The following is a 20,353-nucleotide window of genomic DNA, read 5'->3' on the forward strand; positions in this document are numbered from 1 at the left end:
AACAGTATCACACTCGCCGGGATGCGTCACCCCGGACCGTTGGAATTTCACTACCAGTTATCACGAAACCACCGCACTGCGCGCTTGAGAGAGCGGTTCGGATAGCGATCTGCCGGGATATCGAAGTCCCACCATTCATCTTGTGGATGAGCCGCAAAAAGCGACAGCCCGACAACGGAGGCAAAAGCTGGGCCCGTTGCGGCTTGTGGCAAACCATGAACGCGCAGCGGCCGCCCCAAGCGTACCTGCTGGCCCAGAATTTTGCTGGCAAGCCCGTCCAACCCCGGAATTTGACTGCCGCCGCCGGTCAATACAATCTGCTGGCTTGAGAGATGATCAAACCCAGCTGCATCCAGCCTTGCACGCACTTCTTCCAGTATTTCCTCAACTCGCGGACGCATGATGCCGATTACTTCAGCCCGGCTGGCCGTGCGGCGATCATGCTCAAAATCACCTGTATCGCCGCCGATCTCAATCATCTCGCGGTCATCCACGCCCGTGGCATGTACGCCGCCATGCATGGTTTTGATCCTCTCCGCCATCGCCATAGGCACTTGAAGCCCCATGGAAATATCACCCGTGACATGTTCACCACCCATGCGCACCGTGTCGGCATAAATCATGTGTTTCTTGATGAAAATGGACACGCCCGTGGTGCCCCCCCCCAGATCAATGCACGCCGATCCCAGTTCCTGTTCATCCTCAACCAGTGCCGCGATCCCGCTGACATAGGCCGATGAGGCAATCCCCGCCAACTCCAGATCGCAACGCTTGATGCAATGCGCCAAATGCTGGACCGCATCGCCATCAATGGTCAGCATATGCATGTCGACCGACAGCGTATTGCCCAATTGCCCGCGCGGATCGCTCAGACCGGAACGGTGATCAATCGCGAAATTCACAGGTTGCGCATGCAAAACGTCGCGCCCCGCGCCATAATCAGGCACATCGCAGGCGGCCAGAACCCGGGCCACGTCCTGTTCGTCAACGGTCTGACCCTCCAGCGGAATTTGCGCATCAAGCCCATAAGAGCGCGGCTCGGCCCCGGCGAAGCAAGCGATGACATGATCCACGCGGATACCTGCCATTTTCTGCGCTCCCTGCAAGGCCGTGCGAATGGCCCGTTCGGTTTCCTGCATCGCACTTATTTCACCAAAATGGACACCGCGCGAGCGTGTGGTCGCGGCGCCAATCACACGAAAGCCGGACTGACCTGCCAGCGAGCCGATCTCACCCTCTTCACCCAAATCCCCGGTGCCATCAAAACGCAGCACAAGACAGGATATTTTCGAGCTGCCCACATCCAGAATAGCCATCACACCGCGCTGCATGGCCGCCTTGCGCATGTTACGCATCTGGCGTTGGCTGTCGTATAAATCCATTGTCGTTACTGCCCCGAAAACTGTTTGATATTCCACCATAATGTGGTGGCTTGTTCGCTCATCTGCACGGTGGGCCGCGCGCCCAGCCGTAAATCCACCCGCACCACATCACGGGCCAGAATGTCTTGCGCACCATCCAGCGCGATGACGCGGTCCAGCGCCTCAACCGGGTTCTGTTCGGGAAGTAGAATGCGTTGCTCCCGATCCAAAACGACATCCCAGCGCCGTTCGCCCATGCGCACGATGCCACGCAATCGGGTCCCCAAAGGAGCGGCCGCGCGGTACAGATCCAGTGCTTCTTTCACACGCGTTTGCGCGCCCTTGCCCGCGATCACCATCAAATCAGGCCGATCCATGCGTTTGCTCACCTGGCCCACGTGGGTTCCAGTGATATCAACAAGGCTCAGACCGCTGCGGCCGCGCCAAATCGCAACAGGTGTGCGCGGGGTCACTTCCACTTGCAAAACGCCACCGGGCCGGATGCGCACGCCAACCGTTTTGACGGGCGCCAGTTCCGTGATCGTGCCGCGTATTTCTTCGAGGTTCAGATCAAACGAGCTGATCGGAAAATCCAAGGGCACGACTTCGCGTATGTCCCCCGCCAGAGCGTCATCAGCACCGTCAATGGCCATCAATTGCACCATGAACTCCGGACGTGTCTCAAAATTCGCACGGACTTCGGATACGGTGTCCTGTATCGCCTGCCTGCGGCCCTCATCGGCCACGTACCAAGCACCAGCTGCCACGGTCAATGCAACCGGAATTCCGGCGCGCAGCGTCAATAAAAACGCCGGCGTCAGCATCAGCCGTTGCATCCGCCAAGCCCAACGTGAAGGCGCGGGATCACTGGCGCGGGCTTTGCGCGAGATCAACGATCGCATGATGCGTCCTCCACCATCCAGGCACAAAGTTGTCCAAGGCTCATGCCGCACTTCTGTGCCTGTTCTGGCGTCAGAGACGTTGCGGTCATTCCGGGCTGGGTGTTTGTTTCGAGCAAGATCAGACCCTCTGAACCTTTGCTCTCATCCCAACGGAAATCGGTTCTGGTGACGCCACGACACCCGAGCGTTTCATGCGCGCGCAGGGCATACTCCATGCACAGATCAAAAATCTCTGATGGCACATCCGCTGGCACCACATGGCGCGACCCGCCGGGCTTGTATTTTGCGTCATAATCGTACCAGCCGTCGGTCAGGATATCCGTCACTGTTAGCGCGCGATCCCCAACAACCGTTGTGGTCAATTCACGCCCCGGAGCGAAGGCCTCCACCATGACTTCATCCGGCATATTGGCAGAGAGTTGCGGCGGACCGTTACTGGCCTCATGCACCAAGTAAACGCCAACAGAAGACCCTTCGTTGTTGGGCTTGACCACATAGGGCGGCGGCATCACATGGCGCACCCGCACGTCACTCGCAGGGGCAAGAACGCTGGCAACAACGGGCAAACCGGCCGCGACGAAAGCTTCTTTGCTGCGCTGTTTATCCATCGCCAGAGCCGAGGACAAAACGCCAGAATGCGAATAAGGAACCCCTTGCCATTCCAGCAAACCCTGCACGCAGCCATCTTCGCCCCAACGTCCATGAAGGCAATTCAGAACAGCATCTGGCGCGACGTCATCGAGCACGGAACAGATATCGCGGCCTGCATCGACCTCAATCACTTCAAATCCCTCTTCCCGCAGCGCGGCTGCACAGGCTTGCCCGCTTGACAGAGACACTTCGCGCTCAGCCGAAGGGCCGCCCATCAATACCGCCACACGCTGGGGTGTCCTGCTCGACTGACCCACTTTGGTGCCTCATATCAGGCCGTTTCGGCCCATTATTTGTTGTTTTCGCCCGACTTTTGCGTCGGTTCACCGTCTTTTATTCTAAACACATCTTGGCGAGTTCTTGGTTAACGCGCCCTTAATTCTCGCCGATGCGCATAATTTCCCATTCTAGCGTGATACCGCTTTGGGCGTAAACCTTTTTCCGCACTTCTTCGCCTAAACCCTCAAGATCCGCCGCCGTAGCGCCGCCTGTATTGATCAAAAAGTTGGAGTGTTTCTCGCTCATTTGCGCGCCACCCAACCGTGCGCCGCGCATACCGGCATCATCGATGACCTTCCACGCTTTCAGATCATGCACGTCATCATCACGTCCGGTGGAGGAAAACCCTGCCGGATTGCGAAATGTAGACCCCGCGCTGCGGTCTTTGGTGGGCTGAGTTGCATCGCGTTTGGCAATCTGACCGGCCATGCGGGCATGCAGCGTCGCGCTCTCATCTTTGGGTGCTTTAAAGGTCGCTTGGGTCAGAACCCACCCTTCCGGCAATTGGCTGTGCCGATACGCAAATTGCAAATCCTGCGGAGTGAGCATGACGATCTCACCACTGCGGGTCACCGCCTGCGCCTCAACCAGAACATCCGCTGTGTAGCTTCCGTAACACCCCGCGTTCATCCGCACCGCGCCGCCTATACTGCCCGGTATGGTTCGCAGAAATGTCAGATCAAGACCCGCGTCCGCCGCTTTCCTGGCGACATGGGCATCCAGTGCCGCAGCACCGGCGATCACGTGCGTGCCGTTACATTCAATTGTGTTGAACCCACGGCCCAAACGGATCACCACGGCGCGCATGCCGCCGTCCCGCACAATCAGGTTTGAGCCGACGCCCATCGGGAATACAGCCACATCAAGGGGCAAAGCCCGCAGGAAACTGGAAAGGTCCTCAAGATCAGCAGGTTGAAACAGCCAATCTGCCGTCCCGCCAACCCGCAGCCATGTCAGATCGCCTAGAGTGCGGTCCGGCGTCAGCCGTCCTCGGACGTCGGGCATGCCAGTCATAAAGCCCCCTAACGCAGGGTGACGCGCTTGATCCAGCGTCCGAGATAGATCACCGGCCAGCGCAGAACCGACATACCACCCGCCATAATCAGCATGCCGATCCAAGGACCGTGTTGCCATGTCACCAGACCAACGATGGGAATGCCCAAGGCTATCAGGACATAAGCGTTTCGCCAATGATTGTCCTTGCTGGGTGTCATCGCCAGGATATTTGCCACCAAAGCCCAAAGCGCGGCCAGAATGAGAGGCAAGCTCATAGCGCAAACTCCAAAATCTTCCTGCGCGCGCCGGTCAGAAAAGCTAACATCGAGATGCGTAAATTTGGACAGGCAACCGATTGGAACCATTGTGGCGCAACCGACGGGAACCGCGCTGTTTTGCGCACCATGCATTCCAAAACCAGCACCTCAATTGGACTTTGTTGCTGCCGTCCTTGCAATGCCAAAGGAACAGATACGACCTTCGCATATTGGGATCCGTTTTCGCCGCGCATCACGCAGCCCCTTTGCGCAAGCGCGCAGGCAGCCCATTTGCCCAAGTGCTGATCGTACCTGCACCAAGGCAAACTACCATATCGCCTGGACGCGCCTGTTCCCGCACAAGGCGTTCCAGATCATCCTCGCCGACCACAGCACGGGCATGACGATGACCATGTCGGATGAGACCTGCAACCAGATCGTCCCGACTGGCCCCTTCAATCGGGTCTTCGCCCGCAGCATAGACCTCCGCAATTCCCACAACATCTGCGTCGTTAAAACAGGCGCAGAAGTCTTCAAACAGGTCAGACAGGCGCGAGTATCGATGTGGTTGATGCACAGCAATCACGCGCCCCTCTGTGGCCTGACGCGCAGCCTTGAGCACAGCGGCAATTTCAACCGGATGGTGGCCATAATCATCAATGATCGTCACCCCATCAATGTCGCCCACGCGGGTAAAGCGTCTGTTAACACCGCCAAAGTTCGCCAAAGCCTCGCGGATCTGTTCGCCTTTCATGCCCAGATGACGCGCAACCGCAATCGCAGAAAGCGCGTTGGACACGTTGTGATCACCGGGCATCGGCAGGCTGCATCCTTCGATCAGGATACCTTCGGCCTGCAGGGCAACATCAAAATGGGCAACGCCATTTTTATAGGTCAGGTTAACCGCGCGCACATCGGCCTGCGCATTGAAGCCATAGGTCACAATGCGACGATCGGTGATCTTGCCGACGAGCGCCTGCACCTCACTATGGTCCGTGTTACAAACGGCCACCCCGTAAAACGGGATGTTGGAGACAAAATCGAGGAATCCTTGCCGTAACGTGTCAAAATCACCCCAATGTTCCATATGTTCAGGATCGATATTGGTGACAATCGCAATGGTTGCCGGCAGGCGATTAAACGTGCCGTCGCTCTCATCCGCCTCCACCACCATCCATTCACCTTCGCCGGCGCGGGCATTCGAGCCATAGGCATGAATGATACCGCCATTCACCACTGTGGGATCAAACTCCCCTGCGTCCAGCAAAGTTGCGACCATGGTCGTTGTGGTCGTTTTGCCGTGGGTGCCTGCCACCGCAATGTTGGATTTCAACCGCATCAGTTCGGCAAGCATTTCCGCACGACGTACAATCGGCAAGCCGTTCAACCGCGCCGCGTCCAATTCCGCATTCCCCGGCTTGATCGCGCTTGAAATCACCACAACCTCGGCATTGGTGATGTTTTCAGCGCGCTGGCCTTCGTAAACATGCGCGCCCAATTCTTCGAGACGCTTGGTAATGGGCGAGGATTTGAGATCGGACCCCTGCACGGTGTAGCCATGGTTCAATAAGACCTCGGCGATACCTGACATGCCAATCCCGCCGATGCCAACAAAGTGAATTGGGCCGACATCGCCGGGCAGTTTCGTCGCAGCATTCATTGGTCTTGCCCCTTCATTGCCAGCCCTTCCACCATTTCCGCCAGAGCCTCTGTCGCATCTGGCTTGCCGAATTGCGCGGCAGAGCGGGCCATTTGCATCGCGCCTTCGGGATTGTCCAGTACTGAAAAGATCTGCTCGGTTACCGAGTCCACATTCAGCCTGCTTTCAGGCACCATGATCGCCCCGCCGGCTTCAACCAGGCCGCGCGCGTTGGCAGTCTGGTGGTCCCCGGTCGCGGCCGCATAAGGGATCAAGATCGAGGGCCGTCCGATCACCGATAGGTCCGCAACAGACGACGCCCCGGCGCGGCTGATGACCAACTGGGCCTCCGTCATGCGGCGTGGTACATCGTGAAAAAACGTCTCCACGTCCGCGCTTATGCCATTCTGGGCATAAAACGTGGCAACCCGATCCTGATCCTCCTCGCGCGCCTGGTGGCTTACGCGGATATTGCGCAACATGTCCATCGGCAGGCCGGCAATCGCCGGGGGGATCACGTCGCTCAGTATGCTGGCCCCCTGGCTGCCACCAATGACCAATAGCTCCATCGGGTAATCTCCCGGAGAGATATAACCTGCCTCAGCGCGTTCCAGAATAGCCTTGCGCACCGGGTTACCGGTGTGATGCCCCTGGATTGCATCGGGCAGGTCGGTAGGCCATGTGCCGCATGCAATGGCATCAACCCGACTGACAAAGGCTTTGTTGACGCGGCCCAAAATACCGTTTTGCTCGTGGATCATACGCGGCAGCTTCAGAACACAGGCCGCAGAGAGTGCCGGGATGGTCGGATAGCCGCCAAATCCGACAACCACCGAAGGTTTGTCGCGCAAGAAGGCCCACAAGGCCGTGGCTGCGCCAGCCAAAAGTTGTGGCCCGACCAGCGCCTTGGACAAAAACCCTCCGCGTGCAAAAGTTGCGCTGCGGATTTCTGTGATCTCAGTTGCGGCCGGGAAGCCCTGTGTATACCGCGCACCGCGCGCGTCCGTGGACAGCTTGACCCGCCAGCCGCGGGTCAGCATGGTTTCGGCAAGGGCTTGGGCTGGAAACATATGCCCTCCCGTACCTCCCGCTGCGATCAGAAGGAGAGGTTGCTGGCTCATTTCACACGTCCGCGCGCCAAAAGATCACTGATTTCACCCTGAGGCCGGGAACGCGAAAAAGCAAGAAGCATCCCAACGGCGATCCCGCTGGCAATGATGGATGAGCCACCATAACTTACAAATGGCAAGGTCATGCCCTTGGCCGGTAAAAGCCGCACAGCAACACCCATGTTGATCATCGCCTGCACCCCAAGCGTACACACCAGACCAGTTCCCGCCAGCCGAATAAACGGATCGCGTTCCCGCATCAATCGCAATAGCGAGCGCACTACAATCGTTGCATAGAGTGCGATGATCACCAGCACGAGAACCAAACCATATTCTTCCGCAGCCACGGCAATGATGAAATCCGTATGCGCATCCGGCAGGGACCATTTGACTTGCCCCTCACCCACACCTACACCGAAAAACCCGCCCTCCTGAATGGCATTGGTGGCGTAACCCAGTTGTGTGCGCGGATCGATTTCGGGACTGAGGAACCCATCAATCCGGCGCGCGAAATGCTCGGAATTCGAATAGGCAATCGTGCCACCAAAAACCACCAGAAGCGCCATACCGACAAGCAGAACCATTGGCGCACCTGCCACAAAATACATCACGCCCCATGAAAACAACACCAGACAGGCTTGCCCGAAATCCGGTTGCAGGATCAGCATCATGACGATCGCCATGCACAACGCAAAGGACCAAGTCTTGCCCGGCGGCCCATGCAGGTCAGAGGCCGCCGCCATCATCCATGCAGCAACAACAATAAACCCTGGTTTCAAGAATTCAGATGGTTGCAACGAGGCAAAGCCCAAACCATACCAACGCACTGCACCCTTGCCAAAGTCTGTGCCGAAAAACGGCAGCAGCGCCAGAGCGATAAAGGAAACGACGAAGCCCAGAACCGCCAAGCGTCGCACCAGAACCGGCGACATCATCGATGTCATGATCATTGCAACAAGTGCGATGCTCCCAAAAAACGCCTGTCTCTGGACATAGTGAAACGCTTCGAAACCATTTTTCGCCGCCAAGGGTGGTGAGGCCGCAAGCCCCAACAAAAGACCAATAGCAAACAGGATCAAGATGCAGGACATCGCCCATTTGTCTATGGTCCGCCACCATTTGGGGAGGATCGGTTCACCATCACGAACCGGAACTGCGCCATAGACCATTTCTGTCATGGGTGCCTGCCTTGGATAACTACACTGCCTCGATGCGCCCCTTTTCGGGGTCTGCTGAGCGCACAGTAGCGTGAAAACAACCATAACGCTAGCCTGAGACTTGCCATTTTGTGTAAATCGCGCCAGTTGGCGGGCATGCGAGTGGATATTGCGATCATTGGTGCGGGTGCCGCCGGTATGATGTGTGCAGCCCATGCCAAGGGGCGCATATTGATTATCGATCATGCACGCGCACCCGGCGAAAAGATTCGTATTTCTGGCGGAGGGCGTTGCAACTTCACCAATCTTTACACCGACGCCGATGCATTCCTGTCAGGCAATCCGCATTTTGCGAAATCCGCCCTCGCCCGCTACACGCAGTGGGATTTCATAGAGCTTGTGGATCGCCACCAGATCGCATGGCATGAAAAGACATTGGGTCAACTCTTCTGTGACACCTCAGCCAAAGACATTATCGGGATGTTACGAGAGCTCATGCGGCAAAACGGCGTCGATTTGCGTTTGCAAACCTCCGCACACAGCTTTGCAAAATCTCCGGATGGGTTTACCTTCACGCTCACGGACGCCGGTAAAACCACACAAGTGATAGCCAAAAACCTTATTGTTGCCAGTGGGGGGAAATCCATACCCAAAATGGGTGCGACCGGGCTTGCCTATGACATCGCATCGCAGTTTGGTTTGACAGTCAGGCCCACAAGACCCGCGCTTGTGCCCTTTACCTTTGCAAAGGAGCATTTCGAAGGCCTAGCGGGCGTTGCGACAGATGCGCGTGTCAGAGCTGGCAACACCAGCTTTGATGAAGCACTGCTTTTCACGCACCGCGGCCTTTCTGGCCCTGCCGTCTTGCAAGCCTCGTCCTACTGGCAAGAGGGAGAACCGATTTTCGTAAACCTGGCGCCTCATTCTGACCTCTATGAGACACTACGAGATCAGCGCGCGACTTCAGGTCGACGAAACCTGACCACTGAGTTGTCCCATCACCTGCCCAGCCGACTGGTGGAGTTTTTGGCACGCCAGATGGACCTAGCGGGCAACCTAGCGGACCAGTCGGACGCGAAGCTTTCTCAAACTTGCAAAAGCCTTTCCGAATGGCGTCTGACACCAACCGGAACCGAAGGTTACCGTACCGCCGAAGTCACGCTTGGCGGTATTGATACCGAAACGCTCTCGGCCAAAACGATGCAGGCGAAATCCGTCCCCGGTCTGTATTTCATAGGCGAAGCGGTGGATGTGACGGGCTGGCTGGGCGGATATAATTTCCAATGGGCGTGGTCTTCGGCCATGGCGGCGGCGCATGCCCTCAACGCCTAACCGACACCACTAAATGCGTGTTCAGGTGTATTTTTCGACTTCCGCCACAAATGCGTCCCCGCGTTTTTCGAAGTTGTCATATTGATCAAAACTTGCGGCGGCGGGGGCCAAAAGGATGACATCGCCTGGTTCCGCCTCGGACACAGCCTGCGCCACTGCCCTTTCCATTGTCGTGCAAACCTCGGCTTCCATCGGCAATTGCATTGCAAATTTCGCGGCCTCACGGCCAATCACATAGGCCTTGAGCACGGTTGTGGCCTTCCCCAGATCCGCCAAGCCCCCGTCTTTTTCCAAGCCACCGCAGATCCAGCGCACCCGCTTAAAGGCCGCCAGCGCTTTTGCTGCGGCGTCGACATTGGTCGCTTTGCTATCGTTCACATACCGCACGCCGTCTTTTTCACCGACCATCTGGCTGCGATGAGGAAGACCTTTGAAACTGTGGAATGCTGTTTCGATCACGCGCGGTGCCAGCCCCAACGCACGGCAGGCCGCATAGGCAGCGCAGGCGTTTTGATGATTATGTTCGCCGGGCAGCCCGGGCACGTCACGCAAGTCAATGGAGGCGATTTGTTTCCCCTTACGATACTCGGACAGGAAGCCCTTTCGCGCGAAAACCTGCCAGCCCGGTCCGGTCAGCTTTTCGACAACCGAGATACGGATCACCCGGTCATCTGCCCGACCTTCCGCCAATTGTCCGGCAAGAAATCTGCCTTCATCTTCGTCTACGCCAATGATCGCGCGGTCCGGACCGCCTTCCGCAAAGAGTCGTCGTTTCGCTGAAAAGTAACCTCCCATGCCCGCATGACGGTCCAGATGATCCGGCGAGAGATTGGTGAATAGTGCGATATCCGGGGTCAGGCTGCGCGCGAGATCCGTTTGATAGCTGGAGAGTTCCAACACAATAACCTCCCCGTCAATTGCCGGGTCAATGTCCAGCACGCCCCGGCCGATATTCCCAGCCAACTGGCACGGGCGTTTGACCTCCGTGAGGATGTGGTGGATGAGCGCGGACGTCGTGGATTTACCATTGGATCCGGTAACCGCAACCACGCGCGGGGCGATGTCGAAAATGTCCCATTCCGGGGTCGCAAAGGATTGAAAAAACAACCCAATGTCGTTGTCCACCGGTACGCCTGCCTTCAGGGCCGCGGCGACAACGGGGTTCGGTGTGGGGTAAAGATGCGGGATGCCCGGGCTGACGATAAGGCGAGCGATGTCTTGGAAATCGCGTGCATTTTGTAACGGCTGGCAGATGAAGCCCTCGGCCTCCGCTTTTTGACGCGCCGCAGAGGTATCATCCCAGCAGATCGGATCCGCCCCGCCGGCCTTGAGGGCGCGCGCGGCGCTCAGACCCGAACGACCAAGACCCAGAACGGCGATTTTATGGCCTTGCAATCCTCTGACGGGAATCACGGTCGTCTCCTCATATTGGCTGGCGCGGACCCTGCCGCTCCAATGTATCGGACGCAAGCCAGTTCATTTCGAGTTTCAGGGATGTTGATATAAAAAAGACAACGCATTATCCATTTTTGGCACGCAGACTGGCGCGGCTCTCGCGCGGGCTTTGCTGTGTGTGGCGATCATCAGGCAAGGTCGCACCCCATGACTGACGTAGTTTGATAAACACTTGTTTTGCTTCTTCGTACCACTGATCTTGAACTGGCTAAGGAAGACCGCTTAAACGGTCAGAAAATACCGGGTGACCTGGCTAAACCCGTGCGCGGGAATTCTCGAGCGTTTTGCGGCGACGTCGTTATACTTCGACATACCGCCCAAGCGAACGCGATTGAAAACTGGTTACATTGTAAGCAGATGAAATTCTCTCTTTGGTTTTTCTGTTCCGGGCAAACCCGACAAGGGCACCATTGCTTCGCAGCGCAGATTGATATTCACGCCCACGTTAGGCGTATCAACTGGCTTCAAAGCAAGCGCAACGGTTGCGACAAGCGTCGCGGGGTTTCCAATCGTTGTTCAGTGTCATGCAGCACGCTCCCGAGGATCTCTCCCAAAGCGGTGTTCCTGCGAAAATTCCAACGCAACGCCAGGATATTTGCGGAAAACATACAGATAAGTTCGCGCGCCTCGACAGATCACAAACCTGCCCGTCCCGAGTGGTCACCGAACCTTCAACGTCGCCAGCCCAATCATCGCCAGGATCAGCGAGATGATCCAGAAGCGGATGACGATGGTGCTCTCTGCCCAGCCCTTTTTCTCGTAGTGATGGTGAATCGGGGCCATCAGGAACACCCGTTTGCCGGTGCGTTTGAAATAGAGGACCTGAATGATTACCGACAGGGCCTCGACGACGAACAAACCGCCGACGATGGCCAGTACGATCTCGTGCTTTGTGCTGACTGCGATGGCACCCAAAGCCCCACCCAAAGCAAGTGATCCGGTATCCCCCATGAAGACCGCAGCAGGGGGCGCATTGTACCATAAGAATCCCAGCCCACCGCCAAAGATCCCGGCGGTAAAAATCAGGATCTCGCCGGTGCCAGCCACGTAATGCACATCCAGGTATTCGGTGAAATCGACTCGGCCCACGGCATAGGCGATCACGCCCAAAGTCCCCGCAGCAATCATCACCGGCATGATTGCAAGCCCGTCCAGACCATCCGTCAGATTTACCGCATTTGCCGACCCGACAATTACAACGATACAGAACGGCACAAAGAGGTAGCCCAAATTGATCAGAGTGTCTTTGAAAACCGGCAGTGCAAGCCTGTTTTGCAAGGCTTCCGGATGGTATTGCGCCGCCCAATAGGCTGCGATGGCCGCGATGAGCAATCCCAACAGCAGACGCACCCGACCAGGGACACCGGCAGAGGTCTGTTTGGACACTTTGGCGTAATCATCCATGAAACCAATGGCCGCAAAAGACATGGTGACGAACAGCACGATCCAGACGAATGGGTTGTCCAGCCGCGCCCACAGGAGCGTTGACGTCAGCAGGGCCCCTACAATCAGCAAGCCGCCCATGGTGGGTGTGCCTGCTTTGATGAAATGGCTCTCTGGACCGTCATCGCGAATGGGCTGGCCTTTGCCCTGTCGTTTTCGCAGCACAGAGATCAGCGGCTTTCCAAAAAGGAAACCAAAAACCAGCGCTGTCAGAAAAGCCCCACCCGCGCGGAAGGTAATATAGCGAAAGAGATTGAAAAAATCCCCTCCGTCCGACAGCAGCGTGAGCCAGTAAAGCATCCGTTATCCTTCTTCGACGTTGAGCGGGGCATGTCCCATTTTTCGGATCGCGTCAACGATCAGGCCAAGTTTCATGCTGAGAGAGCCCTTGGCCAGAACAACATCACCACTGTCCAGCGTGCGTTTGAGTTTCGGCAGGGCTTCCTCTGCGGTTTCAAACCAATCGCCGCGCTGCGCATCCGGCAACAGGTCAAAAAGTGCGCGCATCAAGGGTCCAATGCAGTGAACCACGTCGAGGCTTTGTACAGAAGGCAGATGCGCGAGGCCCGCATGCAGGGCAATCTCATCTGTACCAAGCTCTTTCATATCCCCCAAGAACGCGATACGCCGCCCTTTCGAAACGCGCCCCATGTCGTTCATCACCGGCGCTGCAGCTAAAACCTCCAAGGCCGCCGCCATCGACGTCGGATTGGCATTGTAGCTGTCATCAATCAGATCAAGCGTCAGGCTCGTGTCTACCACATCCAGATAGATGCGTTCGCGTTGCCCGCGCCCTTTGAATGGCCGCCAGCGTCCCAAGGCCCCCACCGCCAGTGCCATATCAGCACGCAAGGCCGCCATGACAGCCAGCGCACCAAGGGCGTTCATGGCAAAATGCCGACCCGGCGACGCAATCTTGAACAGCAGCGGATCGGCGCCCATTTGCGCCTGAACGACAGTCATGTCGTCGCGCAGATCGGCACGGATCAGTTTGAAGTCATAACCTTCTGCGCCAAAACTGATATCACGCAGTTTGCAATCCAGCGCTTTGGCCATGAGGATGGCAGAGGTTTCGACATCCGCGTTCAACACGGCAATGCCACCCGGTTCAACCCCCTCGAAAATAGAGGCTTTTTCCACAGCGATGCCGGTTATGTCGTCGAAGGCCTCCAGATGCGCCGCTGCCACTGTCGTCACAAGAGCCACATGGGGGCGTGCCATTTTTGCCAAGGGCGCGATTTCACCGGGGTGGTTCATGCCGATTTCAATGACGGCAAACTCGGTATCTTGTGGCATGCGTGCCAGTGTCAGAGGCACGCCCCAATGGTTGTTGTAGCTGGCCACAGAAGCATGGGTACGCCCCTGCGCAGACAGCATTTCCAGCAACATTTCCTTGGTCGAGGTTTTGCCGACACTGCCAGTAACCGCAACGACCTTACCGCTCGTGCGCGCGCGCGCGGCGGCGCCCAACGCCTCCAAGCCGCTCAGCACGTCATCCACGATCAACAAAGGGGCATTGCTTGGCACGCCCTCGGGAATACGATCCACCAGCGCCGCGGCCGCGCCTGCTTCCAGCGCCTGAGCCACAAATTCATGCCCGTCCCGTTGGTCTTTGAGAGCTACAAACAGATCACCCGCTGCGAGTGTACGCGTATCGATTGAAACGCCCGATGCGCTCCAATCGCCCTCTGTTTTACCGCCTGTGGCAATGGCGGCATCTTTGGCGATCCAGAGTGTCACAGCGCACCCCTCTGTATGGTCATTGCCAGCACCCTTCTGACAGAAAGCCTGCCTTTATCAAAAGCGCCAAGTACAAGGCGATCAGGAATTTGACACTGCAAACAACGACGCAAATCGCGCCGTAGTCTTTTGCTTCTCCCCGTGAATCTGAGATGGCGCAAGGTTCGTGGTCGGTTTGAGACACACCCGCAAGTGCCCTGCAATCCGTTACAACCGATCTCAAACGCGCAACTGTCATGTGAGCGTCCCGTCCAATGCCGCAACTGCGATACTGGCCTGTTCCACATCATCAAAGGGCAAGACATCATCCCCGACCGTCTGTCCGGTTTCATGCCCCTTGCCGGCGATTAACAATGCATCACCGGGGCCCAGAGCGTCCACCCCGCGCAAGATGGCCTCCGCCCGGTCTCCGACTTCCTGCGCCTCAGGCGCCCCGAGCATGACTGCCGCCCGTATGGTGGCAGGGTCTTCCGAGCGTGGATTGTCATCTGATACAATGACCAGATCCGCATTCTCAGCGGCCGCCTGACCCATCAAAGGACGCTTGGTGGCGTCGCGGTCCCCCCCCGCGCCGACAATCGCGATCAAACGGCCCATCACATGCGGACGCAACGCCTTGAGCGCCGTAGCCACCGCATCCGGTGTATGTGCATAGTCTACAAATACGGTCGCACCATTGTCCCGGGTTGCCGCCAGTTGCATACGACCTCTGACGGTTGTCAGATCTTCAATCGTATCAAAGACGTGATTTGGTTTTTCGCCACAGGCCACCGCCAAAGCCGCCGCCAGCATTACGTTTTCGGCTTGAAAGTCGCCAATCAGATTCAATCGCCGCACATAGGATTTGCCCAAATGCAGAAATTGAACGGTCTGCCCGGTCGGATCAACCTGCACATTGCCGATGTGAAAATCTCCGATGTCGCGCCCCACCGATACCACCGGACATCCGCGCGCATTTGCGATGGCCGCCATATCGACACCACGTTCTTCTTCGATATTGATCACCGCTTTGGCCTCTTCGGGCAGGACCCGCGCGAATAACCCGGCCTTGGCGTCAAAATAGGCCTCAAAACTGGCGTGATAATCAAGGTGGTCCTGCGTGAAATTGGTGAACGCCGCCGCCTTGAGCGTCACCCCATCCAGGCGGCGTTGATCGAGCCCATGGCTAGAGGCTTCCATCGCCGCATGGGTCACGCCGTTTTCCGCCGCTTGCGCCAGAGCGCGGTGCAACGTGATCGGTTCAGGTGTCGTGTGCATGAGGGGAGCAGACCACGCGCCTTCCACCCCGGTGGTGCCAAGGTTGATCGCGTGATGACCCAAAAGGGTCCAGATTTGCCGGGTAAAAGTAGCCACCGAGGTTTTACCATTGGTGCCGGTCACAGCCACCACGACCGGGGGCTGGCGTTCAAACCAAAGAGAGGCCGTGCGCGCCAGGGTTTCGCGCGGCTCTGAGGTAATCACGACCGCCGCATCACTTTGCGCTAATGCCTCTGCCGCGATTTTGGCGCCTTCAACGTCCGTCAGGATCGCTGCCGCACCCATACGCAAGGCATATTGAATGAAATCGGCGCCGTGCATTTTGACACCTGGGAGCGCTGCAAACAAAAAGCCTTCCTGAACATCGCGGCTGTCAACTGCCAACCCAGTGATGTGCGGATTGCATCCCGCCTTGGCCGTCAGTCCCAGCGAAGAAAGTGTTTTCACGTGTCCATTCATGCCCGGGGCCCCATCGGCTCAATTCTGTGAAAGGCTTATATCGGTCAATTCCACAGGTTCAACGTTCGGTCGCAGCCCCAACAAGGGCGCAATGCGTTTTATCATCTCTGCTGCAACTGGCACAGCAGTCCATCCCGCCGTGCGGCGCGGCTCATCCCCGATTGTGTCAACAGGTTCGTCCAGAGTAACAATCAAGACGTAGCGCGGATCATGAGACGGAAAGATTGAGGCAAAAGTCGCGATGACCTTGTCCTCATAGTATCCCCCTTGCGGGCGCGGTTTATCCGCTGTGCCGGTCTTGCCGCCTACAGCGTAACCCGGCACCTCACCGAAACTTGCCGTCCCTTCCGTCACGACGCGGCGCAGCATTTTGCGCGCTGCCGCAGACGAGGCCTCTGAAAAGACCCGCTCGCCCAATCGGGGGGCGTCTTGTTTCAGGATTGTCGGCTGAACCTTTAACCCACCATTTGCGATCGCGGCATAGCCGGCGGCAAGATGCATCGGCGAGGTCGAAAGCCCGTGCCCATAGGAAATCGTCATGGTGCTCAACTCGGACCATTTTTTCGGCAAAAGCGGCTTACCCGTGGCCGCCTCAACGATTTCGAAATCCGTGGCGTCAAGCATGCCCAGTTCCTTGAGAAAAGCGCGTTGGCGCTTGGTTCCAATCTGCTGGGCCAATCGGGCCGTGCCAATGTTAGAGCTCTTCTCGATGATCTTTGACACCGTCAACGTGTCGCCGTAATTGCGGAAATCCCGGATACGGAATTTACCCCAGCGCAGCGGCCCTTTGGTGTCGATCATTGTCGAGGGATTCGCCAACCCCAGGTCCATCGCCTGCGCCACGGTGAAAATCTTGAACGTCGACCCCAATTCATACACGCCTTGAACCGAGCGGTTGAACAACGGACTGTCAGAGGCATCCCCCTTGGTGCCCGGACGTGGGCGGTTGTTGGGATCAAAACTGGGCAGGGAAACAACGCTGACCACTTCGCCTGTGTAGACGTCCATCAGGATCGACGTGGCACCTTTGGCGTTCATCAGCTTCATACCGCCATAGAGCACCCGTTCCGCCGCCGCCTGAACCGTCAGATCCAGCGATAATTCCAACGGTGCGTTGCCATTGGCCGGATCGCGCAAATAATCGTCAAAATACTTCTCAACGCCTGCCACGCCAATAACCTCGGCGGCATGCACACCCTCACGGCCATAGCTTGCGCCGCCCATGATATGTGCCGCCAGACGCCCGTTCGGATAAAGGCGCATGTCGCGTGATCCAAACAACAATCCGGGATCGCCGATTTCATGCACAGCCTGCATCTGTTCAGGGCTGATCTTGCGCTTGATCCAGATGAATTTGCGGGTGCTGGTAAAGTCCTTCAACAGCTTTTGGGCATCAAGATCCGGGAAAATCAGTGCCAGACTTTCGGCAGAATGCGCCGGGTCAATCATCTGGGGTGGTTGGGCGTAAAGAGAATGCGTTTCAAAATTCGTCGCCAGAAGCCGCCCATGGCGGTCCACAATATCCGCACGGCTGGCGTGAATGCGCGCGCCAGGTGCTTCGGCCTGTGGTTCGCTGGGCTCCGATGTTGCCAAAAGACCCATGCGCCCGCCCACGATGCTGAAAGCAACCACAAAGAACAACCCCAGGACCAAAAGCCGACCTTCGGCGCGTTGGCGCGCCTGATCGCGCATTTGCTCGTGGCGGATGCGGATATTTTCGCGTTCGATTGCGTCCGGGTTTTCGCCTTTTTCACGCGCGTCCAGAATGCGCGCCAAGGGGCGTAGCGGGGTGCGGATCATGGCCGGGCCTCCTCTTGGGGTGCGTCGGTGGAGTTTTCAACAAGGCGCATCTCCGTCAAAACCGGGGCTGGCGGGTAAGCCACCTGGTCAACAAATCCAAACTGGTCCGGATGCAGCTCCAGCAGTCCCAATCGATCAAAATTGATTTCAGCCAGATCCCGTAGTCGGTCAGGGCGGTTCAGATATGCCCATTCCGCGCGCAAAACCGCCAGGCGGTCGTGTGCGTTTCTGATGTCTTGTCGCAGTTTTCGGGCTTCGCTTAGGGCGGCCTGCGTGGCGTAGTTTTCGCGGTAGGCCCAGAACGCCAGACCAATAACGGCCAGTGTTGTTAGGATGTAAAATACGGTTCTCATCTAAAATACCTCCTTCACCAACGGCATGCCGATGGTTTTGGCGTCAATCTCTCGTGCGGGAGCGTCTGTCCGTGTGGCAACCCGCAACTTGGCGGATCGCGCGCGCGGGTTTACGGCGATTTCATCCGCCTCAGCAGCGATGGCCTTGCGCGATTTCAATGTGAACCCCGGCGCCTCGCGTTCGATCTGCGGCGCATAGCGATTGGCATTGCCCCCTACCCCCGCCCGCGCCGTCAGGAAACGTTTCACCATACGGTCTTCAACCGAATGAAACGTCACCACGGCAAATTGCCCACCCGGCTTCAAAGCACGCTCCGCCGCCATAAGGCCCTGAAAAAGCTCACCATATTCGTCATTTACCGCGATACGAAGCGCCTGAAAGCTGCGCGTGGCCGGATGCGATTGTCCGGGCTTAGCGCGCGGCAAACAACCCTCGATGATGGAGGCCAACCGTAGCGTAGTGGTGATGGGTTCCATGGCGCGTTCGCGCAGAATGGCTTTGGCGATGCGTCTGCTGGCGCGTTCCTCGCCGTATTGGAACAGTAAGTTTGCAATGGTTTCTTCAGAAGCATCATTCACGATATCCGCCGCTGAGAGGCCATCTTGGCTCATTCTCATGTCGAGCGGCCCGTCCCGCATGAAAGAAAAACCACGTTCTGCCAGATCAAGCTGCATGGATGAAACGCCCAAATCCAACACCACCCCATCGAGGTCGCGCGCATAGTCATCCATCTTGGAAAAAACGCCCTGCTGTTGGACAAGACGCGGGCCAAAATCCCCTGCCCATTTTGCCGCCATCTCAAACGCCAAAGGATCGCGGTCCACCGCCACGACCTTTTCAGCTCCCGCCTCCAGCAACCCGCGTGAGTACCCACCCGCACCAAAAGTACCGTCCAGCCAGACTCCCTGAACCGGTGCCACAGCACTCAAAATGGAAGTCAATAGTACCGGAATATGAGGCGAAGACATGTCAGAGGGGGCCACAGCAGCCATGTGTCACGCCTCCTTTTTGGAATCCAACAAGATCAGCGGGTCAAAATCATCTGGCAGTTCGTCGAGGTAAGCCTCGGTTTTGGCCACCTCGTCGGTTTGATAGGTATCCGGATGCCAAATCTGAAAAGTGTCGCCCATGGCCAGAAAGAAAGCTTCGCCCTCGAGGCCGATTTTCTGACGCAACTTGGCAGGCAAAACGAGGCGGCCCGTTTCATCCACAGATGTTGGAAAAGATTGCCCCTGAAATAGAGTATGCAGGAGTTTGCGCTCGCGCGATCCACGCGGCAAGGCGTCAATCTGATCATCCACCTCGTTGATGGCGTCCATCGTGTAGCATTCTAAGTAGTTGCGCCGATGATCGCCGTAAACGATAACAAGTTCCGGATTTTCCCCGGAGGTCCAGTTTGGGTCAGCGGCCTCGATCACACGGCGAAAAGAGGCCGGTATGGATACCCGCCCCTTTGCATCGACCTTGTGATGGCTTTCGCCTCTGAACCTGCGGCTCACTGCCTTATCCCAATCTCATGCGTCACTTTAAGGTTGACGCTTATCCCCCTGCCGTGAAATGGAAACGGCGAGTTGATCTGCTGCCACTGATCAACTCGCCGCCCTCGTCCCGCTTTGCGGGGAAGTCCAGTCACGCGCGCCACCTGGGGGGATGTCTGCTCGCTCGCGCGCCGGATCTCTTGGTCAGTTGAAAGCGAGGGCCTGTATGAACCTGCTAGAGTTTTTATTTTGTGGGGTCGTTTAGCGCCCCGGTCTCGATCTCATCTGATGCAATAGGGATACAATGGGAAACTATGGGATAGCAAGGCATTTTTAGTTACTGGAATCTTACCTATAGACTGTAGGATTAACGAGTAATCCGTATTTTGAGAGATTTTTGAGAATATTCTCCATAAATTGCGATGAAATTCTTAAAAGGCACAACATATTGATCGGCGGATTTTTCCCATAAATTCCCAAAAATCTAAAAATACTTGATGCAGGGTCAAATGTTCACTTTTTGTTTCGATGGGCCTGGCATCTGTTACACCATAAAAACCCATAAATATTGGGCTTTGTTGATTCGAATTCCATTTCACTCCCACAAATTCCCAGCACGTATGGCCGCATCCGGTATCTGTCCCACAAAGTCCCATATCCCCTCAACCGCACCACCGCTTGCGG

At 57.0% G+C, this 20,353-nt stretch carries 18 protein-coding genes; 1 reads left to right on the forward strand and 17 read right to left on the reverse strand.

Going from position 1 to position 20,353, the window contains the following annotated elements; genetic code table 11:
* Positions 1–50 precede the first annotated feature (50 nt).
* From ftsA to ftsW, 9 genes are all read right to left on the reverse strand, one after another.
* A complete protein-coding gene (gene ftsA, locus R8G34_05590; GenBank protein ID MDW3222351.1) occupies positions 51–1,355 on the reverse strand; it encodes a cell division protein FtsA in 1,305 nt (434 codons plus the stop codon).
* Between the two features lie 32 nt (positions 1,356–1,387).
* Entirely contained in the window at positions 1,388–2,263 is an 876-nt protein-coding gene (locus tag R8G34_05595; protein MDW3222352.1) for a cell division protein FtsQ/DivIB, read from the reverse strand.
* A complete protein-coding gene (locus tag R8G34_05600; GenBank protein MDW3222353.1) occupies positions 2,251–3,129 on the reverse strand; it encodes a D-alanine--D-alanine ligase in 879 nt (292 codons plus the stop codon). The genes R8G34_05595 and R8G34_05600 overlap by 13 nt, the downstream gene beginning before the upstream one ends.
* 160 nt (positions 3,130–3,289) lie before the next feature.
* On the reverse strand, positions 3,290–4,207 hold the full coding sequence (gene murB, locus R8G34_05605; GenBank protein ID MDW3222354.1) for a UDP-N-acetylmuramate dehydrogenase: 918 nt from the start codon (positions 4,205–4,207) through the stop codon (positions 3,290–3,292).
* A gap of 8 nt (positions 4,208–4,215) precedes the next feature.
* Positions 4,216–4,464, reverse strand: coding sequence for a DUF2484 family protein (locus tag R8G34_05610; GenBank protein MDW3222355.1), 249 nt, complete (start codon positions 4,462–4,464; stop codon positions 4,216–4,218).
* Positions 4,461–4,700, reverse strand: coding sequence for a hypothetical protein (locus tag R8G34_05615; GenBank protein MDW3222356.1), 240 nt, complete (start codon positions 4,698–4,700; stop codon positions 4,461–4,463). Before R8G34_05615 ends, R8G34_05610 begins: the two co-directional genes overlap by 4 nt.
* Positions 4,700–6,106, reverse strand: coding sequence for a UDP-N-acetylmuramate--L-alanine ligase (gene murC, locus R8G34_05620; protein MDW3222357.1), 1,407 nt, complete (start codon positions 6,104–6,106; stop codon positions 4,700–4,702). The genes R8G34_05615 and murC overlap by 1 nt, the downstream gene beginning before the upstream one ends.
* Positions 6,103–7,206 (reverse strand): UDP-N-acetylglucosamine--N-acetylmuramyl-(pentapeptide) pyrophosphoryl-undecaprenol N-acetylglucosamine transferase, encoded by a 1,104-nt coding sequence (locus R8G34_05625; protein ID MDW3222358.1) that lies wholly within the window; start codon positions 7,204–7,206, stop codon positions 6,103–6,105. The genes murC and R8G34_05625 overlap by 4 nt, the downstream gene beginning before the upstream one ends.
* The gene (ftsW, locus tag R8G34_05630; GenBank protein MDW3222359.1) at positions 7,203–8,372 is read right to left on the reverse strand and encodes a putative lipid II flippase FtsW; all 1,170 of its coding nucleotides are present in this window, start codon (positions 8,370–8,372) and stop codon (positions 7,203–7,205) included. Before ftsW ends, R8G34_05625 begins: the two co-directional genes overlap by 4 nt.
* Positions 8,373–8,507: 135 nt before the next feature.
* Here ftsW and R8G34_05635 point away from each other — a divergent pair, with 135 nt between their 5' ends.
* Complete coding sequence (locus R8G34_05635; protein MDW3222360.1) at positions 8,508–9,683, forward strand: aminoacetone oxidase family FAD-binding enzyme; 1,176 nt, start codon at positions 8,508–8,510, stop codon at positions 9,681–9,683.
* A 21-nt stretch (positions 9,684–9,704) separates the two neighbouring features.
* On the opposite strand, the gene murD is transcribed toward R8G34_05635, so the two are convergent.
* The 8 genes from murD to mraZ form a co-directional block, all read right to left on the reverse strand.
* Entirely contained in the window at positions 9,705–11,096 is a 1,392-nt protein-coding gene (gene murD / locus R8G34_05640; protein MDW3222361.1) for a UDP-N-acetylmuramoyl-L-alanine--D-glutamate ligase, read from the reverse strand.
* 702 nt (positions 11,097–11,798) lie between these two features.
* Entirely contained in the window at positions 11,799–12,881 is a 1,083-nt protein-coding gene (gene mraY / locus R8G34_05645) for a phospho-N-acetylmuramoyl-pentapeptide-transferase (protein MDW3222362.1), read from the reverse strand.
* A 3-nt stretch (positions 12,882–12,884) separates the two neighbouring features.
* Entirely contained in the window at positions 12,885–14,321 is a 1,437-nt protein-coding gene (gene murF / locus R8G34_05650; GenBank protein MDW3222363.1) for a UDP-N-acetylmuramoyl-tripeptide--D-alanyl-D-alanine ligase, read from the reverse strand.
* 234 nt (positions 14,322–14,555) lie between these two features.
* Entirely contained in the window at positions 14,556–16,037 is a 1,482-nt protein-coding gene (locus R8G34_05655; GenBank protein MDW3222364.1) for a UDP-N-acetylmuramoyl-L-alanyl-D-glutamate--2,6-diaminopimelate ligase, read from the reverse strand.
* A gap of 18 nt (positions 16,038–16,055) precedes the next feature.
* Entirely contained in the window at positions 16,056–17,837 is a 1,782-nt protein-coding gene (locus R8G34_05660; GenBank protein ID MDW3222365.1) for a penicillin-binding protein 2, read from the reverse strand.
* Positions 17,834–18,190, reverse strand: coding sequence for a cell division protein FtsL (locus R8G34_05665; protein ID MDW3222366.1), 357 nt, complete (start codon positions 18,188–18,190; stop codon positions 17,834–17,836). The genes R8G34_05660 and R8G34_05665 overlap by 4 nt, the downstream gene beginning before the upstream one ends.
* Positions 18,191–19,183, reverse strand: coding sequence for a 16S rRNA (cytosine(1402)-N(4))-methyltransferase RsmH (gene rsmH, locus R8G34_05670; GenBank protein ID MDW3222367.1), 993 nt, complete (start codon positions 19,181–19,183; stop codon positions 18,191–18,193). It lies immediately after the preceding gene.
* A 3-nt stretch (positions 19,184–19,186) separates the two neighbouring features.
* Positions 19,187–19,690 (reverse strand): division/cell wall cluster transcriptional repressor MraZ, encoded by a 504-nt coding sequence (mraZ, locus tag R8G34_05675; GenBank protein MDW3222368.1) that lies wholly within the window; start codon positions 19,688–19,690, stop codon positions 19,187–19,189.
* Positions 19,691–20,353: the final 663 nt, after the last annotated feature.

This window comes from Paracoccaceae bacterium (genome assembly GCA_033344815.1).
GTDB lineage: Bacteria > Pseudomonadota > Alphaproteobacteria > Rhodobacterales > Rhodobacteraceae > Roseobacter.

Bases quoted from the DNA above. Each gene is read 5' to 3' on its own strand.
- ftsA (MDW3222351.1), bottom strand. From the start codon at position 1,355: ATGCGTAACATGCGCAAGGCGGCCATGCAGCGCGGTGTGATGGCTATT.
- R8G34_05595 (MDW3222352.1), bottom strand. From the start codon at position 2,263: ATGCGATCGTTGATCTCGCGCAAAGCCCGCGCCAGTGATCCCGCGCCT.
- R8G34_05600 (MDW3222353.1), bottom strand. From the start codon at position 3,129: ATGGGCGGCCCTTCGGCTGAGCGCGAAGTGTCTCTGTCAAGCGGGCAA.
- murB (MDW3222354.1), bottom strand. From the start codon at position 4,207: ATGACTGGCATGCCCGACGTCCGAGGACGGCTGACGCCGGACCGCACT.
- R8G34_05610 (MDW3222355.1), bottom strand. From the start codon at position 4,464: ATGAGCTTGCCTCTCATTCTGGCCGCGCTTTGGGCTTTGGTGGCAAAT.
- R8G34_05615 (MDW3222356.1), bottom strand. From the start codon at position 4,700: ATGCGCGGCGAAAACGGATCCCAATATGCGAAGGTCGTATCTGTTCCT.
- murC (MDW3222357.1), bottom strand. From the start codon at position 6,106: ATGAATGCTGCGACGAAACTGCCCGGCGATGTCGGCCCAATTCACTTT.
- R8G34_05625 (MDW3222358.1), bottom strand. From the start codon at position 7,206: ATGAGCCAGCAACCTCTCCTTCTGATCGCAGCGGGAGGTACGGGAGGG.
- ftsW (MDW3222359.1), bottom strand. From the start codon at position 8,372: ATGACAGAAATGGTCTATGGCGCAGTTCCGGTTCGTGATGGTGAACCG.
- R8G34_05635 (MDW3222360.1), top strand. From the start codon at position 8,508: ATGCGAGTGGATATTGCGATCATTGGTGCGGGTGCCGCCGGTATGATG.
- mraY (MDW3222362.1), bottom strand. From the start codon at position 12,881: ATGCTTTACTGGCTCACGCTGCTGTCGGACGGAGGGGATTTTTTCAAT.
- R8G34_05655 (MDW3222364.1), bottom strand. From the start codon at position 16,037: ATGAATGGACACGTGAAAACACTTTCTTCGCTGGGACTGACGGCCAAG.
- R8G34_05660 (MDW3222365.1), bottom strand. From the start codon at position 17,837: ATGATCCGCACCCCGCTACGCCCCTTGGCGCGCATTCTGGACGCGCGT.
- R8G34_05665 (MDW3222366.1), bottom strand. From the start codon at position 18,190: ATGAGAACCGTATTTTACATCCTAACAACACTGGCCGTTATTGGTCTG.
- rsmH (MDW3222367.1), bottom strand. From the start codon at position 19,183: ATGGCTGCTGTGGCCCCCTCTGACATGTCTTCGCCTCATATTCCGGTA.